The organism is Serratia sp. B501, assembly GCF_051172315.1.
GTDB classification, from domain to species: Bacteria; Pseudomonadota; Gammaproteobacteria; order Enterobacterales; family Enterobacteriaceae; genus Serratia; species Serratia ureilytica.
In genome coordinates this window covers 421,529-437,650 of sequence record NZ_JBPIZB010000002.1, presented here as the reverse complement: position 1 = coordinate 437,650, position 16,122 = coordinate 421,529, and the positions used below count along the sequence as shown (strand labels likewise).

The 16,122-nt window shown below is 61.6% G+C and carries 15 protein-coding genes; 6 read left to right on the top strand and 9 right to left on the bottom strand.

Annotation, left to right across the window (positions count from 1 at the left end; translation table 11 throughout):
• Entirely contained in the window at window positions 1-957 is a 957-nt protein-coding gene (locus ACSBQV_RS08570) for an ABC transporter substrate-binding protein (RefSeq protein ID WP_033652389.1), read from the top strand.
• Window positions 954-1,961 (top strand): FecCD family ABC transporter permease, encoded by a 1,008-nt coding sequence (locus tag ACSBQV_RS08565; protein ID WP_033652390.1) that lies wholly within the window; start codon window positions 954-956, stop codon window positions 1,959-1,961. The genes ACSBQV_RS08570 and ACSBQV_RS08565 overlap by 4 nt, the downstream gene beginning before the upstream one ends.
• Before the next feature lie 13 nt (window positions 1,962-1,974).
• Here the strand turns inward: ACSBQV_RS08565 and ACSBQV_RS08560 are convergent, their stop codons facing one another.
• The 5 genes from ACSBQV_RS08560 to ACSBQV_RS08540 form a co-directional block, all read right to left on the bottom strand.
• A complete protein-coding gene (locus ACSBQV_RS08560; protein WP_099785294.1) occupies window positions 1,975-3,498 on the bottom strand; it encodes a flavodoxin domain-containing protein in 1,524 nt (507 codons plus the stop codon).
• Between the two features lie 5 nt (window positions 3,499-3,503).
• Entirely contained in the window at window positions 3,504-3,929 is a 426-nt protein-coding gene (locus ACSBQV_RS08555; RefSeq protein WP_023447580.1) for a PAS domain-containing protein, read from the bottom strand.
• Window positions 3,930-4,146: 217 nt separating this feature from the next.
• Window positions 4,147-5,853 carry a D-lactate dehydrogenase gene (gene dld / locus ACSBQV_RS08550; protein ID WP_099785292.1) on the bottom strand — a complete coding sequence of 569 codons (1,707 nt, stop codon included), beginning with the start codon at window positions 5,851-5,853 and terminating at the stop codon, window positions 4,147-4,149.
• A 126-nt stretch (window positions 5,854-5,979) separates the two neighbouring features.
• Entirely contained in the window at window positions 5,980-6,774 is a 795-nt protein-coding gene (gene map, locus ACSBQV_RS08545) for a type I methionyl aminopeptidase (RefSeq protein WP_033642282.1), read from the bottom strand.
• Window positions 6,771-6,974 (bottom strand): ParD-like family protein, encoded by a 204-nt coding sequence (locus tag ACSBQV_RS08540; protein ID WP_006324220.1) that lies wholly within the window; start codon window positions 6,972-6,974, stop codon window positions 6,771-6,773. Before ACSBQV_RS08540 ends, map begins: the two co-directional genes overlap by 4 nt.
• Before the next feature lie 168 nt (window positions 6,975-7,142).
• On the opposite strand from ACSBQV_RS08540, the gene ddlA reads away from it, so the two are divergent.
• On the top strand, window positions 7,143-8,246 hold the full coding sequence (ddlA, locus tag ACSBQV_RS08535) for a D-alanine--D-alanine ligase (protein ID WP_015377061.1): 1,104 nt from the start codon (window positions 7,143-7,145) through the stop codon (window positions 8,244-8,246).
• A 34-nt stretch (window positions 8,247-8,280) separates the two neighbouring features.
• On the opposite strand, the gene ACSBQV_RS08530 is transcribed toward ddlA, so the two are convergent.
• Together ACSBQV_RS08530 and ACSBQV_RS08525 are read right to left on the bottom strand one after the other, a co-directional pair.
• Window positions 8,281-9,060, bottom strand: coding sequence for an ABC transporter substrate-binding protein (locus ACSBQV_RS08530; RefSeq protein WP_099785290.1), 780 nt, complete (start codon window positions 9,058-9,060; stop codon window positions 8,281-8,283).
• A gap of 33 nt (window positions 9,061-9,093) precedes the next feature.
• Window positions 9,094-10,248: a methionine aminotransferase gene (locus tag ACSBQV_RS08525; protein ID WP_099785288.1), complete on the bottom strand. Its 1,155-nt coding sequence runs from the start codon at window positions 10,246-10,248 to the stop codon at window positions 9,094-9,096.
• Window positions 10,249-10,366: 118 nt separating this feature from the next.
• On the opposite strand from ACSBQV_RS08525, the gene ACSBQV_RS08520 reads away from it, so the two are divergent.
• The 3 genes from ACSBQV_RS08520 (at window position 10,367) to ACSBQV_RS08510 (ending at window position 14,695) form a co-directional block, all read left to right on the top strand.
• Window positions 10,367-11,287: a LysR substrate-binding domain-containing protein gene (locus ACSBQV_RS08520; protein ID WP_099785286.1), complete on the top strand. Its 921-nt coding sequence runs from the start codon at window positions 10,367-10,369 to the stop codon at window positions 11,285-11,287.
• A 112-nt stretch (window positions 11,288-11,399) separates the two neighbouring features.
• On the top strand, window positions 11,400-13,697 hold the full coding sequence (gene bglX / locus ACSBQV_RS08515) for a beta-glucosidase BglX (protein ID WP_099785284.1): 2,298 nt from the start codon (window positions 11,400-11,402) through the stop codon (window positions 13,695-13,697).
• Between the two features lie 74 nt (window positions 13,698-13,771).
• Window positions 13,772-14,695, top strand: a complete 924-nt coding sequence (locus tag ACSBQV_RS08510) for a PEP phosphonomutase (protein WP_099785282.1) — start codon at window positions 13,772-13,774, stop codon at window positions 14,693-14,695.
• Window positions 14,696-14,750: 55 nt separating this feature from the next.
• Here ACSBQV_RS08510 and ACSBQV_RS08505 read toward each other — a convergent pair whose 3' ends face one another.
• Together ACSBQV_RS08505 and ACSBQV_RS08500 are read right to left on the bottom strand one after the other, a co-directional pair.
• Window positions 14,751-15,266 (bottom strand): hypothetical protein, encoded by a 516-nt coding sequence (locus ACSBQV_RS08505; RefSeq protein ID WP_099785280.1) that lies wholly within the window; start codon window positions 15,264-15,266, stop codon window positions 14,751-14,753.
• Window positions 15,263-16,066, bottom strand: coding sequence for a winged helix-turn-helix domain-containing protein (locus ACSBQV_RS08500; protein WP_099785278.1), 804 nt, complete (start codon window positions 16,064-16,066; stop codon window positions 15,263-15,265). Before ACSBQV_RS08500 ends, ACSBQV_RS08505 begins: the two co-directional genes overlap by 4 nt.
• Window positions 16,067-16,122: the final 56 nt, after the last annotated feature.

Sequence of the window (16,122 nt, the reverse complement as noted above, 5' to 3'; positions counted from 1 at the left end):
ATGAACATACGCGTATTCCCCTTGCTCCTGCTGTTGGCCGGCGGAGCGGCAGCGGCCGAAAAATTTCCCGTCACCGTAGAAAGCTGCGGTACGCCGATCACTTTCAATCAGGCGCCGCAGCGCGCCGTCATCAACGACATCAATATGGCCGAGATGGCCTTTGCGCTTCATCTGCAGGATCGGATCGTCGGGCTGACCGGCATCACCGGCTGGTACAAATTGACGCCTGATTTCAAGGCGGCGATGGGCGCCATTCCCGAACTGGCGCCGAAGTATCCCGCTCTGGAAACGTTGCTGGCGGCGCAGCCGGACTTTTTCTTCGCCGGCTGGAATTACGGCATGAAGATCGGCGGCGACGTCACGCCGGAGACGCTCGCGCCGTTCGGCATCAAAACGCTGGTGCTGAGCGAGAGCTGCGTACAGGCCGGCGGCCGGCCGCAGAAGGCCGATATGAACCTGCTGTATGACGATGAGCTGAAGCTCGGCAAGATTTTCGGCAAGCAGCGAGAGGCCGCCGCGCTGGTTGAGGGCTGGCGCCGCCGGTTAGCCGCGCTGCCCGCCAGACCGGCGGGTCAGGCGCCGCTCAAGGTGTTCGTGTATGACTCGGGAGAAGAGAAGCCTTTTACCAGCGGTAAATACGCCATGCCGACGGCGATTGTCGAAGCGGCGGGCGGCCGCAACGTGATGGACGGTTTGGCGGCGAGCTGGACGACGGCATCCTGGGAGGCGGTGGCGGCGGCGGAACCCGACTTCATCATTCTGCTGGATTACCAGACCGGGTCAGGCGCCGAGGCGCTGCGGCGTTTCCTCGAGTCTCATCCGTTGATGAAGTTGACGCCTGCGGTACGGCACCATCGTTATCTGAAACTGCAGTATGCGGAGCTGACGCCGGGGCCGGCCAATATCGGCGCGGTGGAAAAGCTGGCGCGGGCGCTGTACGCGCCGGAGGCTGAATGAACTCGCCGACACGGCGGTTTATGGTGCTCGCGCCGCTGGCGCTGTTGACGTTGTGCGGATTAATGGTCTGGAGCCTGCAATTGGGCAGCGTCGCGCTGTCATGGCGGCAGGCGTTGGCGGCGTTAGGGATAGGTTCGGCGCCGCTTTCCGGCATGCTGGACACTATCGTCGTGCAACTGCGCGTGCCTCGGGCCTTGTTGGCGGCGTTGACCGGCGCCGGGCTGGCGATGACCGGCGCGCTGCTGCAGACCACCACCCGCAATGAGCTGGCCGATCCTTTTTTGTTTGGGCTCTCCTCCGGCGCCGCTGCCGGCGCGGTGCTGGTCATCACGCGCTTCGGCGATGCGCTGGGGGCGCTGACGTTGCCGCTGTCCGCTTTCGTCGGCGGCATTCTGTCCGCGTTGGCGGTGATGATCCTGTTTCGCGTCAGCCGGGTCAGACGCGCCGAGCAGCTTATCGTCTGCGGCCTGGCGGTCTCATTTTTGTTCAGCGCGCTCACCAGCTATCTGGTCTTTTCCGGCGATCAGCGGGCGGCCGGTTCAGTGTTGTTCTGGTCGCTGGGCGGCTTGGGGTTGGCGCGTTGGGATAATCTGTTCATTCCGCTGGTGAGTTTCGCGCTGCTGGCCGGGTTTACGGCGCTGCGTTGGCGGGCGCTGGATGCGCTGCTGGCGGGCGAGCAAACCGCCCATTCGATGGGCGTCAACGTGGCGCGCCTGCGCACCGAGACCTTTCTGTGCTGCGCATTGTCTACGGCGTTTCTCGTTTCGCTGACGGGCGTGATCGGTTTTGTCGGGCTGATGGTGCCTTATCTGGCCCGGCGCCTGGTAGGTGTGCGCCACCGCTTGTCCGTGCCGATGTGCGGCCTGCTGGGGGCGATGCTGCTGACCGGCGGCGACATGCTCAGCCGCAGCCTGATCCCCAATCAGGAGCTGCCCATCGGCATCATTACGGCGGGGCTGGGGGGCGCGTTCATCGTCTCCTTGCTGTTGCGCGCGGAGCGGTGAACGCCGCCCTGTCTCAATAGAGTTCCAGGTGCAGGCGCTGCTGCTCAATCAGCGTCTGCCACAGGTTTTCCGCCCCGCAGGCTTGCTCCAGCGCCGTCGCCACGGCATGTTCCAGATACTGGCGATTGCCGCACAGGTAGACATGCGCGCCCCGTTGCAGCAGGCCGCTGACGGCATCGGCGTGATCGTCGATGGCGTGTTGCACGTAATACTTGTCGGCGGCGTCGCGCGAGAATGCCGTGATGAGCCGTGTGAGTACGCCCGTCGCGTTCAGCGTGACCAACTCCTCGCCATACAGGAAGTCTTCATCGCGCCTTTTCTCACCGAAGAACAGGACGGTTTCACGCCGTTCGCCCTGGGCGGCCATTTCGCGCAGTAAGCCAATCAACGGTGCGATGCCGGTACCGGTACCGATAAGCAGCACCGGCAAGGCGGTGTCGCGCGGCAGGTAAAAGCCGGGGTTGGCGCGGCAGAAGAGGCGGAAAGGGCCGGGGTGCTTGAGCAGCCAGCCGGTCGCCGTGCCGCGCCGCGTGCGGCCGCCGCGTTCATAACGCACGTCGCGCACGCACAGATCGAGGCTCTCTTCCCGCGTTGCCGAAGTGATGGAGTAGGCGCGCGGCAGGCAAATGGGCAGCAGCGCCAACAGGTTCTCCAGCGTGATCGCGTGCGGCGGGCAAAAATCGTGCAGCACGTCCAGCAGATCGGCGCCGTACAGATAACTCTCCAGGGATTTGCGCTGACGGATCTTGAGCAGGCTTTTGAGCTCTTCGCTGTCGGCCAACTGCGCCAGTTCGCGCAGCGTCGTTTTGCTGATCTGGCGCAGCTCCCGGCGCCGCAGCGCGTCGATGGCCTCCGGCCTGCCGAGCCACTCTGCCAGCCGGATCAATAATCCTTCGTCGTTCTCCGGCAACAGATAGACGGTATCCCCCGCCCGGTAAACGATGCCGCTGCCGGCGATATTCAGCCGCAAATGCCAGGCTTGCGGCGTGCGTGCGCTAAGCGGCCGTCGTTCGAGGAGGGCGGCGTTGAACGCATGGTCTTCACCGTAGGCGGTAACGCGCAGATGCAAATCGCGGCCCGCCTGGGCATCGCCGGCCAGCACCTTATCCAGCGTCGTTAGCCAGGTGGTGAAGAACGGTTCGACGTTAACGTCGGCGTCAACGCGATTGATGATGGCACGGGCGCCGTATTGCGTCAGGCGCGCATCCAGCGCCTGGGTAAACCCGCAGAAATGCGGGTAAGCGGTGTCGCCGAGACCGAAGATGGCGTAGCGCAACCGGTGGCGATCCGGCCATTGCGCCAGCGCGTCGGGGAAACGTTCGGCGTTGGCGGGCGGTTCGCCGTCGCCAAATGAGCTCGAGACAATCAACAGGGCGTCGCGTTCGCCCACATCGGCGGGCTGGATGGCGTTGAGTTCTTTAACGACGGGGCGGTAGGGTTGCAGGCTGCTTTGCTCGCCCAGGCGCATCGCCAGCGCCCGGGCGTTGCCCGACTCCGAACCGTAACCAATCAGGATGCGTTCGATGATGTCGGCCATAGCGGTTACTTGTCGTAGTGGTTGTCGAACTGTTCTTTGGCGAATTCCACCGATTCGAAGTCGGTCATCAGATCGTTAATTACGCGGCGGATGCTGATATAAGCCTCGATATTGCCTTGGGCGTCATACAGCGGTTGCACCGTGGTGTCGACCACGTACAGCACGCCGCCCTTGCCGACGTTCGGGATGATGCCGGTCCAGATGCCGCCCGCCTTGATGGTGTCCCACATTGCTTTGTAAACGGCTTTCGGCACGGAAGGGTGACGCACGATGCTGTGGGGCTGGCCCACCAACTCTTCCCGGGAAAAGCCGGTCAGTTGGCAGAACAGGTCGTTGACGTAGGTGATGGTGCCCTGCAGATCGGTGGTGGAGATCACCATCACTTTATCGAGCGCGGCCAACAGCTGGGCGGAATCGAGGGTCTGACTCATGGTAGGTTCCTTCTCATTAAGTTCGCGGTGAATGCCACGGCGGATGTCATGTATCCGTCACGACAGCTTTGTAATTAATTCTCATTTGCGATGAATGGTAATCGGGAATTTTATAAGTTGCAATAAAAATGCATCTTTATAAGCGGAAAGGTCACGACGAGGCGGGCAGGGGCGGTGAGGCCCGCGCCGGGTGGGCGGCGGGCCGATCGTGCGGCGTTTAGCGGGGGGCTTCGGCCCAGCCTTTGCGTTTGCTGGTTTTGCCGATGCCGGGGTTGAAGCTGTTGGTCGGATCGGCGGTGCGGTAGAACGCTTGCAGATCCGGTTTGGCGTGGTACAGGTGGCCGACGTTATGCTCCGCCGGGTACTCGGCGCCGCGCCGGTTGAGGATCTCGAGCATCTTTTCTTTCAGTGCATGGCTGTCCACGCCTTTTTTCACCACGTAGTCCTGGTGGAAGACGTGGCACATAAAGTGGCCGTAATACAGCTTATGCACCAACTGACTGTCGATTTCCGGCGGCAGCGTTTCGAACCAGTCGGTGTCGTTGCGGCGCAGGGCGATGTCCAGCGCCAGAATATCCTCCACCTTGTCGGCGTGCACCGCGTGGTAGCGCACGGCGGCGCCGGCGGCGGCGAAGCGGTGCAGGAAAGCCTTTTTGCCCTCGTCAGGCGTGCAGGCGAAGAAGGCACCTTCGGCCTGGGCGAAATAGTCGGTCAGGTAGCGCTGGGCCTCTTCCACGCCGGGGCCGGCCATCTTCAGCAGCAGATGGTGTTCGAAACGTTCGCGGTATTCCTTCATGCGTTTCGGCAGGTGGCTCGGCGCCAGATGGCTCAGGCCCTGCATCAGCCGATCGGTCAGGTTGTGCGGCAGCAGCGGCAGCTTGTTGAGGCTGGCGTCCATGCGGCCTTTCAGGGTGAAGAAGCGCGGCATCTGATCGGTGCCGAGCTTGTCGATCATCATGAAGGTGTCTTTGCCGTACACCTCGGCGATGTCGAAGATATCGCGGTGCATGTATTCACCGGCCACCGGCAGGTTTTCGAATTGGCTCAGCATGTGGCGGCGCAGTTCGGTCAGCACCGCGGTGTCGTTGGTGCCGATATAGAACACCTGCTCTTTGCCCTCTTTCTCGAAGGTGTCGAGCCGCACCGCGAACACCGCCAGCTTGCCGGCGCAGCCGGAGGCTTCGTACAGGCGGCGTTTGTCGGCGTTGAAGCGGGAAGGGGTGTCGGCGTCGACGTCGCGCACCCGGCTGGCGTACTCGTTATCCGAGGCGCGCAGCTCGCCGTATTCGACGTCGCTCGGGCGATAGTCGCCTTTTTCCAGCCGGGTGAGGATCTCTTCCGGCGTGTCGCCAAGCCGGATGCCCAGATGGTTCACCAGGCGCAGCTGGCCGTCTTCCCCTAACTGGGCGTACAGCGCCATTTCGGTATAGGCTGGGCCGCGTTTCACCAGCGAGCCGCCGGAGTTGTTGCACACGCCGCCGATAACAGAGGCGCCGATGCAGGAAGAGCCGATCACCGAATGCGGTTCACGGCCGTAGGGCTTGAGCAATTTCTCGAGGTGGTGCAGGGTGCTGCCGGGAAAGCCGACCACCTGCTTGCCGTTGTCCAGCACCTGAATATGGTCGAGGCGCAGGGTGCTGACGATGACGATATCGCGATCATAGTCGTTGCCGCTGGGGGTTGAGCCCTCGGTCAGGCCGGTGTTGGCGGCCTGCATGATGACGATTTTATCGGCGGCCACGCAGGCCTGCAGAATGCGCCACAGCTGCAGCAGGCTAGTGGGAAACACCACCGCCAGCGCCTGGCCTTCGCCGGAGCGGAACCCTTTGCGATACCGTTCGGTGTTGCGATCGCCGGTCAACAACTGCGGGCCGCCGACGATGTACTTAAGCTGGTTGAGAAACGCCTGATTGCCTGACTGCATGCTGCCTGTCTCCCTGTCATCCCCGTCGCTTTAACCGCGGCGCCGGAGTGCCGCGCAGTCAGCCAAGAGGCTATCAATTAAATAACTTATCAAGCCATTAGCTTATTAAGCTAATGGCTTGCGGATTTAGTAGCGTTCGGCGTAACCGGCCCGACGCTCTTCGTCGCGCAGCGTCAGGATTTCCACGCCGTCGGCGGTGACCGCTACGGTGTGTTCCCACTGCGCCGACAGTTTTTTGTCGCGCGTCACCACCGTCCAGCCGTCTTTCTTCTGCTTGATGCGGCGGTCGCCCTGATTGATCATCGGCTCGATGGTGAACACCATGCCTTCCTGCAGCGCCATGCCGCTGCCGGGTTGGCCGTAGTGCAGCACCGCCGGCTCTTCGTGCATGTCGCGGCCGATGCCGTGGCCGCAATACTCCCGCACGATGCTGTAGCCGGCCTGCTCGGCGTGGCGCTGGATGGCGTGGCCGATATCCCCCAGGGTCGCGCCCGGTTTCACCGCGCGAATGCCCTGCCACATCGATTCATAGACGTTGTTCACCAACCGTTTAGCCAGCGGCGTCACCTGGCCGATGCAGTACATCTTGCTGGAGTCGGCGATGTAGCCGCCGTTTTCCAGCGTGATGTCCACGTTGACAATCATGCCGGAACGCAGGATTTTGCTGGCCGACGGCACCCCGTGGCACACCACGTCGTCTACGGAGGTGTTGAGCACATAGGGGAAATCATACTGCCCCTTGCTGGCCGGGCGCGACTTCAGTTCTTCGACGATAAACGCCTCGGCGCGGTCGTTAATCTCCATGGTGGAGATGCCTTCGACGATGACCTCATCGAGCATAGCAAACACTTTAGCCAGCAGAGCGCCGGAATGGCGCATTTTGGCAATCTCTTCCGGCGTTTTAATCACAATCTGTTTCACCCGACAATCTCCTTCAGCGTCAGCGCATTATCTTTCATCATTTTTTTTACCAGTTGCGGGTAGGTCAGTTCCGGATGGAACTCCGCCAGCATGCCGATCTTGATCCAGTACTCGGCCTGCGCGTTGATCGAACGCGTCATGGTCAGGCTGGCGAGGCGCAGATCGTCATGCAGCGCGTCCGAAATTTTTACGATGCCCATCGGCGTCTCCATAAATGAACGATATACGAAGTGTATACGTTTTGGATGGTCGCGATGTGGCATTCTGTGGCGTAAGAAGATTCTGGTAACAACGATTGCCGCCGCCAGGCAATGCGTTTATTGTGATGAACGACTTTTTTGCCATGATTTTTCAGAAGGATTTAAGGCGTGACTAAACTACGTGTTGGGGTGATTTTTGGCGGTAAATCGGCAGAGCATGAGGTGTCGCTGCAGTCGGCCAAAAACATTGTGGATGCAATCGACAAAGAGAAGTTTGACGTCACGCTGCTGGGGATCGACAAACAGGGGCAGTGGCACATCAACGACGCCTCCAACTATCTGCTCAACGCCGAGAACCCGGCGCTGATCGCGCTGAACCGCTCGAACAAGAACGTGGCGCTGATCCCGGGCCAGGAAAAACAGCAGCTGATCGAAGCGGGCAGCGCCGGCGCGCTGGGCCAGCTTGACGTCATCTTCCCGATCGTGCACGGCACGTTGGGGGAAGACGGCTCGCTGCAGGGGCTGCTGCGCATGGCCAATATGCCGTTCGTCGGCGCCGGCGTGCTCGGCTCGGCGGTCAGCATGGATAAAGACGTGACCAAGCGCCTGCTGCGCGACGCCGGGCTGGCGGTGGCGCCGTTCGTCACCCTGACGCGCGCCAACCGCGCCGGGTTCACGTTTGAGCAACTGAGCGAGCGCCTCGGCCTGCCGCTGTTCGTCAAGCCGGCCAACCAGGGCTCGTCGGTCGGGGTCAGCAAGGTGGAAAACCGCGCCGAGTTTGACGCGGCGGTGGCGCTGGCCTTCAGTTTCGATCACAAAGTGCTGGTGGAGTCGGCGATCGTCGGCCGCGAGATCGAGTGCGCGGTGCTGGGGAACGACGATCCGCAGGCCAGCGTGTGCGGCGAGATCGTGCTGAGCGACGCTTTCTACTCCTACGACACCAAATACATCAATGAGCAGGGCGCTCAGGTGGTGGTGCCGGCGGCGATCGCGCCGGAAGTGAGTGACCACATCCGTGAGGTGGCGCTGAAGGCGTTCCGCGCGCTGGAGTGCTTCGGGCTGGCGCGGGTGGATGTGTTCCTGACGCCGGATAACCAGGTGGTGATCAACGAGATCAACACGCTGCCGGGCTTCACCAACATCAGCATGTATCCCAAGCTGTGGGCCGCCAGCGGCGTCAGCTACCAGGCGCTGATCACGCGCCTGATCGAATTGGCGCTGGAGCGCCACCAGCAAGATCGCGCGCTGAACAGTTCGGTGTTCGATCGCTAAACGCGGCAGGGGGCGGCGGTGCCGCCCCCGTCCATCACTTCACCGTCACGTCGATATCGCCGAAATACTTCTTCGACAGCGCCGTCACCGTGCCTTGTTGTTTCACTTTGGCGATGGCGGCATCCAGTTTCTTCTTCAGCGCCTCATCCCCTTTGCGCAGGCCGAAGGCGATGCCTTCACCGAGGATCTTGTCGTCGCGCACCGCTTCGCCGACGAAGGCGAAGCCCTTGCCGTCCGGCTGTGACAGGAAGCCGCTTTGCCCCGAGGGCGCCATCACCAGCGTGGCGTCGAGCCGACCGGCCGCCAGATCGAGATACACCTGATTCTGATCCTGGTAAGACACCACATCCACGCCCGCCGGCGCCCAATGGGTTTTGGCGTAAATCTCCTGAATCGAGCCTTGCAGCACGCCCACGTGTTTGCCCGCCAGCGCTTTGGCGTCCGGCAGCAGGCCGCTGTCGGCCTTGGCGATCAGGCGGTTCGGCACCTGATAGATGGCGTCGGTAAAGGCGATCGCCTGACGCCGCTGTTCGGTCACGTTCATCGCCGAGTTGATGGCGTCGAACTTGCGCGCCTGCAATGCCGGGATCAGGCTGTCGAACGAGGTTTCCACCCAGCTGCATTTCAACTGCGCGGCGGCGCATACCGCGTCGCCCAGTTCGATGTCGAACCCTTCCAGTTTGCCGCTGGCGGATTTGGATTCGAACGGCGGATACAGCGCTTCCAGGCCGAAGCGCAGGCTGTTTTCCGCCGCCAGCGAAGAGCCGGCGGCCAGCAGGCATCCGGCGGCGAACAGCGTTTTCAGTGCTTTCATAGGCAGTGCCCCTTTCCCATGGTCGGACAAAAATTACACCTGGCTCAGGCGGCGCGCGCCTTCCAGCAGGGTCTCGTTATCTTTGGAAAAACTCAGCCGAATAAGGCCGGTATCGGTGCCGTCGCTGTAGAACGCCGACAGCGGGATCGTCGCCACCTTCGCTTCGCGGATCAAGCGCACGGCGAAATCATTGTCGCTTTCGTGACTGAAGCCGCTAAAACGGGCCAGCATGAAGAAGCTGCCGCGGCTGGGCAGCAGCTCAAAGCGCGAATCCTGCAGGGCGCTGGCCAGCAGATCGCGCTTTTGTTGGTAAAACGCCGCCAGCCCCAGGTAACTCTGCGGGTTGGCGAGCGCGGCGGCGAAGGCGTGCTGCATCGGCGTATCGGCCGAGAACACCATGAACTGGTGCACCTTGCGGATCTCGTCCATCAACGCCGCCGGCGCCAGGCAGTAGCCGACGCGCCAGCCGGTGACGTGGTAGGTTTTACCGAACGACGACACGATCACGCTGCGTTCCGCCAACTGCGGGTAGCGCGCCATGCTGTGGTGAATATCGCCGTCGAACACCACGTGCTCGTAGACCTCGTCGGACAGGATCACGATGTCGGTGTCGCGGGTCAGGGCGGTCAGGCGGTCGATATCCGGCGCGTCGAACACCGCGCCGGTTGGGTTGTGCGGCGTGTTGACGATGATCATGCGCGTTTTGCCGTTGATGGCGGCGGCCACTTCGTCCCAGTCGACGCGAAAATCCGGCAGCGACAGTTTGATCGCCACCGGCGTGGCGCCCTGCAGGCGCACGATCGGCGCATAGCTGTCGAACGCCGGTTCGAAATAGATCACCTCGTCGCCGGGATGCACCAGCGCGCTGATCGCCGAGTACAGCCCTTCGCTGGCGCTGGCGATCACCGTGATTTCTTCGTTGGCGTCATAGCGCGCGCCATACAATCGTTCAGCTTTTTCCGCCAGAGCAGCACGTAACGCCGCCACGCCGCTCATCGGCGCGTATTGGTTATGACCTGTGCGCATGGCTTGCGCCGTTGCCTCGATCAGCTGCGGGTCACCGGCGAAGTTGGGCGCGCCCTGCGACAGGTTGAGGGCCTGATGTTCGGCGCTGAGTTGGCCAATGACGGTGAAAATGGTGGTGCCGACGTCCGGCAGCTTCGAGCGGGATGAGCAGGCGCTCTGCATGATGGGCTCCAGGCAAACAGGGAAGTGTTGAGCGATTAAGCATCAGGCGGCGTAGGCGGACAAGGGAAAGTTTGTCATACTTGCCATGCACTACGATCATACCTAATCGAGGCACGCTATGCCGATATCCCTGCCGTCGCTCGACGTATTGAAAACCTTTGTGGTGGTGGCGCAACGCCTCAACTTTACCCATGCCGCCCGGCAGCTGCACCTGACGCAGGGGGCGGTCAGCCGGCAAATTCTCGGGCTGGAACAGCGTCTGGGCTATCCGCTGTTCAGCCGTCAGGCGCGCGGTTTGGCGCTGACGCCGCAGGGCGCGCAGCTGTTGGTGCCGGTGCAACAGGCGCTGGGGCAGTTGGATGAAGCCCTGACGCGGGCCGCCGCCCCGCCGGGGGCGCTGCGCATCAAATGCCCGACCTGCGCGATGCGCTGGGTGCTGCCGCGCATCATTCGCCTGCAAAATGAACGGCCGGACATGCATATCGAGCTGACCGCCTCGGTGTCGCACGGCCTGGATTTCAGTACCGAGCAGTTTGACGCCGCGGTGGTATTCGGCCGGCCGCCGGGTAAAAAGCTGACCGCGCACCTGCTGTTCGACGAAATCCTCACGCCGGTCTGCACGCCGACGTTCCTGCCGCCGGCAGCCCGGTTGACGGACTTGACGGACAAAACCCTGCTGCACCCGACGCGCGATCGGCGCGACTGGCTGCGCTGGCTGAAGGCGGCGGGCGCCGATGCGTTGCCGTCCGGCAAGGCCCAGCATTTCGATACCCTCGATCTGGCGATGAGCGCCGCGCTGCAGGGATTCGGCATCGCCATCGGCGATCTGTGCCTGCTGGAGGAGGATATTCAGGCGCAGCGCATCGTAACGCCGTTCCCGCTCTGCGTCAGCAGCGGCGCGGCCTATTATTTGGTCTATCCTGAACGCACGGTGGCGCCGCCGACGTTAACCGCGCTGATCGATTTTCTGGCGACGGAGGCCGCCGACAGCCGCGCCCGGCTGCAGAATTACCTGCCGATAACCTGTAATGCTTTGTAAACATTAGCGATGCGAATTCCCTTGGCGATGAAACAGAGTGTGGCAAACTGTTTCTTCACTCCGATTAAACTCCGCGGCGTTGGCGGCGGAAACACGCCTGAGATAAAACAAGATGAAATGGCTTTGTGTGGTGAGTATGTTGTCCGGTCTGGCCCTCAGCCCGGTTTTTGCGCAGGAAACGCCGATAACGCAGGGCATTCACGCCCAGCAGCGCGACGCCTTCGTGTCCAATTTGATGAAGCAGATGACGCTGGAAGAGAAGATTGGCCAGCTGCGGCTGATCAGCGTCGGGCCGGATAACCCGAAAGAAGCGATCCGCGAGGGGATCCGCAAAGGGCAGATCGGCGCCATCTTCAATACTGTCACCCGGCCGGATATCCGGGTGATGCAAGATCAGGCGATGCAGCTCAGCCGCCTGAAAATCCCATTGTTCTTCGCCTATGACGTGGTGCACGGCCAGCGCACCGTGTTCCCGATCAGCCTGGGGCTGGCGGCCAGCTTCGATCTGGAAGCCATCGCGCTCAGCGCCCGGGTCGCGGCGCAAGAGGCCAGCGACGACGGCCTGAACATGACCTTCGCGCCGATGGTCGATATCACCCGCGATCCGCGCTGGGGCCGGGTCTCCGAAGGCTTCGGCGAAGACACTTGGCTGGTCTCGAAAATCGCCAAGGTGATGGTCGACGGTTTCCAGAATGGCGATCCGGCCAAACCCGGTTCGGTGATGGCCAGCGTCAAGCACTTTGCATTGTACGGCGCCGTCGAAGGCGGCCGCGATTACAACACCGTCGACATGAGCCCGCTGCGCATGCATCAGGACTATCTGCCGCCTTACAAAGCGGCGGTGGACGCCGGCAGCGGCGGAGTGATGGTGTCGCTCAACTCGGTGAACGGCGTGCCGGCCACCGCCAACCCGTGGCTGCTGAAAGATCTGCTGCGCGAGCAGTGGGGCTTTAAAGGCATCACCATCAGCGACCACGGCGCGATTAAGGAACTGATTAAGCACGGCGTGGCCGCCGACGCGCGCGACGCGGTGCGCCTGGCGATCACCTCCGGCGTCGACATGAGCATGAGCGACGAGTTCTACGACAAATACCTGCCGGGTCTGGTGAAGGACGGACTGGTGTCTGAAAGCGATATCGACCGCGCCTGCCGCGACGTGCTGAACACCAAATACGACATGGGGTTGTTCACCAATCCTTACGTGCATCTGGGCCCGGCGGGTTCCGATCCGCAGGACACCAACGCCGAAAGCCGTCTGCACCGCGCCGAAGCGCGGGTGGTGGCGCGCAAGACGATGGTGCTGCTGAAGAACGATAAGCAGACGCTGCCGCTGAGCAAGCAGGCGACCATCGCGCTGGTCGGGCCGATGGCCGACAGCCAGCGCGACGTGATGGGCAGTTGGTCGGCCGCCGGGGTGGTCAAGCAGTCGGTCACCCTGCGCGAGGGGCTGGAGCGGGCGGTGGGCGACAAGGCGCGCATTCTGTACGCCAAGGGCGCCAACGTCACGCAGGATAAAGGCATCATCGATTATCTGAACGAGTATGAGCCGGCGGTGGCGTTCGATACCCGTTCGCCGCAGCAGATGATCGACGAAGCGGTGCAGGCGGCGAACAAGGCCGACGTGGTGGTGGCGGTGGTGGGGGAATCGCAGGGCATGGCGCATGAGGCCTCCAGCCGCGCCGACATCACGATCCCGCAGAACCAACGCGATCTGATCGCCGCGCTGAAAGCCACCGGCAAGCCGCTGGTGCTGGTGCTGATGAACGGCCGCCCGCTGGCATTGAGCTGGGAGAGCGAGCAGGCGGACGCGATGCTGGAAACCTGGTACAGCGGCACCGAGGGCGGCAACGCGGTGGCGGACGTGCTGTTCGGCGATTACAACCCGTCGGGCAAGCTGCCGATGACCTTCCCGCGCTCGGTCGGCCAGATCCCGATGTACTACAACCACCTGAACACCGGCCGGCCGTTCGGCAAGGAGAACCCGGGCAAGTACACCTCGCGCTACTTCGATTCGCCGAATGGCCCGCTGTATCCGCTTGGTTACGGCCTGAGCTACACCACCTTCAGCCTGTCGGATCTGAAGTTATCCAGCCCGACGATGGCGCGCAACGGCAAGTTAACCGCCAGCGTCACGCTGAAGAATACCGGCAAGTACGACGGCGCCACGGTGGTGCAGCTGTATCTGCAGGACGTCACCGCGTCGGTCAGCCGCCCGGTGAAAGAGCTGCGCAACTTCAAGAAAGTGACGCTGAAGGCCGGTCAGTCGCAGCAGGTTGAGCTGCCGATTAGCGAAGACGATCTGAAGTTCTACAACGCCAGCCTGAAGTGGGGGGCGGAGCCGGGCAAATTCAACGTGTTCGTCGGCCTGGACTCCGACAACGTGCAGGCGCAAAGCTTTACGCTGAAGTAACCTTTTCCCCTCTTTCACTGCGGTGGGAGAGGGGGCATCCATCCCTTTCCGCTAACGTCACCGGAGCTTGCCTCATGAAACGCTATCTGGACTGCAGCGCCAGCGATCTGGCCGATATCGACAAAGCCGATCTGCTCTACGCCATCCGCGCCAGCGAAGGGCGCATCTTGGTCAGCGAAACCATCGCGGTCACTCAGCCGCTGCTCAATAACGTCACCAACGCCGAACTGGCGGCCAGCCAGGGCGCCGACCTGCTGTTGTTGAACCTGTTCGACGTCGATCGTCCGCATATCGCGGGCCTGCCCGCCGACGTGCCGCCGCAGGAGGCGCTGCGCACGCTGCAGCGCCTGACCGGGCGGGTGATCGGGGTGAACCTGGAGGCCGTCGATCCGGCTTTCGCCAGCGAACATAACGACTTTTGGCGGATGACGGCGGGCCGCGCCGCCACCGCCGAGAATGCGCGCAAGCTGTATCAGCTCGGCGCGCGCATGCTGGTGCTGACCGGCAACCCGAACAACGGCGTCAGCAATCAGGCGATCGCCGCCGCGCTGAAAGCGATTCGCGAGGAAGTGGGCGACGAGATGGTGCTGGTGACCGGCAAAATGCACGGCGCCGGTATCGTGCGCGAAAGCGGCAGCCAGCTGATCGGCGAGCAGGACATCGCGCTGTTCGTGGAGAACGGTGCGGATATCGTGCTGTTGCCGGCGCCGGGCACCATTCCCGGCATGTCGCAGGAGAAAGTGGCGGCGCTGATCGCCTTTGCCCAGCGGCAGGGGGCGCTGGCGATGACGGCGATCGGCACCTCGCAAGAGGGGGCCGACGTGCAGACCGTGCGGCAGATTGCGCTGATGAGCAAAATGGCCGGCGCGGATCTGCACCATATCGGCGATACCGGCTATTTGGGGCTGGCGCTGCCGGAAAACATCTTCGCTTACAGCGTGGCGATTCGCGGTGTGCGCCACACCTACAGCCGCATGGCGCGTTCAATTAACCGCTGAAATGGCTGCCGCTTGCGGGCTTTTCTTCCGATAGGCGACACTCGCAACGCATAGCCTAATAACGCCGGCAGACAAAGGTCGGGCTTTGAAGCGTACTGACCACATACAGGTTGCCGAGTACGTGTTCGACGGCGACATGGTAGGAGATTCGGGGATCTTCCGACTGCAAAAAGGTCGCCCAAAGGGGGGCGGGAACCGTATCTCCGGCATGTTTACGGTCGGCGGCGAATCGCAGCGTGTACCCATCGCCGCCGCCATCCTCTTCAGCCGCCTCATCGCCGGGGGTGTCATACACATAGTGAAGTTCGCGGTTCAGCACATAGGTCTTTTCTTGTCGCTCGATAAAGCCATTGAGCCTGATAAAGCCAGTGCCGTTGTGGTAGAGGAAAAAATACATCTTTGCTTTTAAAACCGCGGCGGGCTCCATGGCTGGGCCATAGCGGTTGCGCGCGGTGATCTCCGCTTCGCAACGCAGTAAGGTTTTAGGATGGTGCGACAGCTGGACGACCTGGCTTGCCAGGGGCGCCATCAGCAATAACAAGCCGACGATAAAGCGTGTTTTTTTATTCATGGCGTCATACCGTCGGTGTTTTTGATCGTGCGGCACCGGCCATATTGACCGGGTTGCGCCAGATTGCAGATGGCGATGAAGGTGATCTGAAAAGGAAGGTTGGGGTTGGCGATTTTGGTGTAGAACAGATCGGCGGGCGTTGTGCCGCAGTCGGTCGCTTCAGCTTTCAAGGCAGCGGCAATTTGCGCTTGCGTTTCACGCCGGTCGTTCAGCGCGGCGGTTTCCAACGTAAACACGTTGCACTGCTCATGGCGATAAAAAAAATCGACCCTGGCGTTTTTGAACGCGTGAACCGGCCGGTTGAACCACAATAAAGCGCAGACGAGGCTAAAGCACGCAATCATCATCAATGCTGCGGCAAGGGGCGCTTTATTTGCCTGGCAGATATTCCCACGCCGTTTTAACAGCACGCCGGCCCGGGTCAACAGGGTGGAAATAACCGCTTTTTGGTTTTCCGGTGAGCGCATGTTTTCGCATGAGGTAATTTCCGCTTCAAGAATGAACCCCAGTTTGGGGATGGTAATAATGATTTGCGGATCCAGCGCCAGCGACTCAAACGCTTTTCTTATCTCACTGATGCAACCATTCAGATTATTGTTTGAACCCACAAAACCATTATCTTCCCAGACCCGCTGCATCAAATGCCTGCGGGTGAGCATCTCTTTATGATGGGTAACCAATTCTAACAACAAGCGGGTGGCAGGGTTAGATAACGGCATAAAAGATTCCCGTTCATTGATGATGAACAATGCGCGTTCGGCAGGTGAGAAAATAATCATCTGATTAATGACGTATTCCATAATGTGCTGCTTGCCCTTATAGCGACGGCGAAATTTAGCGAGGACAGAGTCATCTA

Bases quoted from the DNA above. Each gene is read 5' to 3' on its own strand.
- dld (WP_099785292.1), bottom strand. From the start codon at position 5,853: ATGCAGTCAGGCAATCAGGCGTTTCTCAACCAGCTTAAGTACATCGTC.
- ACSBQV_RS08500 (WP_099785278.1), bottom strand. From the start codon at position 16,066: ATGGAATACGTCATTAATCAGATGATTATTTTCTCACCTGCCGAACGC.
- ACSBQV_RS08540 (WP_006324220.1), bottom strand. From the start codon at position 6,974: ATGGGCATCGTAAAAATTTCGGACGCGCTGCATGACGATCTGCGCCTC.
- ACSBQV_RS08555 (WP_023447580.1), bottom strand. From the start codon at position 3,929: ATGAGTCAGACCCTCGATTCCGCCCAGCTGTTGGCCGCGCTCGATAAA.
- ACSBQV_RS08505 (WP_099785280.1), bottom strand. From the start codon at position 15,266: ATGAATAAAAAAACACGCTTTATCGTCGGCTTGTTATTGCTGATGGCG.
- ACSBQV_RS08530 (WP_099785290.1), bottom strand. From the start codon at position 9,060: ATGAAAGCACTGAAAACGCTGTTCGCCGCCGGATGCCTGCTGGCCGCC.
- ACSBQV_RS08525 (WP_099785288.1), bottom strand. From the start codon at position 10,248: ATGCAGAGCGCCTGCTCATCCCGCTCGAAGCTGCCGGACGTCGGCACC.
- ACSBQV_RS08570 (WP_033652389.1), top strand. From the start codon at position 1: ATGAACATACGCGTATTCCCCTTGCTCCTGCTGTTGGCCGGCGGAGCG.
- ACSBQV_RS08520 (WP_099785286.1), top strand. From the start codon at position 10,367: ATGCCGATATCCCTGCCGTCGCTCGACGTATTGAAAACCTTTGTGGTG.
- ACSBQV_RS08565 (WP_033652390.1), top strand. From the start codon at position 954: ATGAACTCGCCGACACGGCGGTTTATGGTGCTCGCGCCGCTGGCGCTG.
- ACSBQV_RS08510 (WP_099785282.1), top strand. From the start codon at position 13,772: ATGAAACGCTATCTGGACTGCAGCGCCAGCGATCTGGCCGATATCGAC.
- bglX (WP_099785284.1), top strand. From the start codon at position 11,400: ATGAAATGGCTTTGTGTGGTGAGTATGTTGTCCGGTCTGGCCCTCAGC.
- ACSBQV_RS08560 (WP_099785294.1), bottom strand. From the start codon at position 3,498: ATGGCCGACATCATCGAACGCATCCTGATTGGTTACGGTTCGGAGTCG.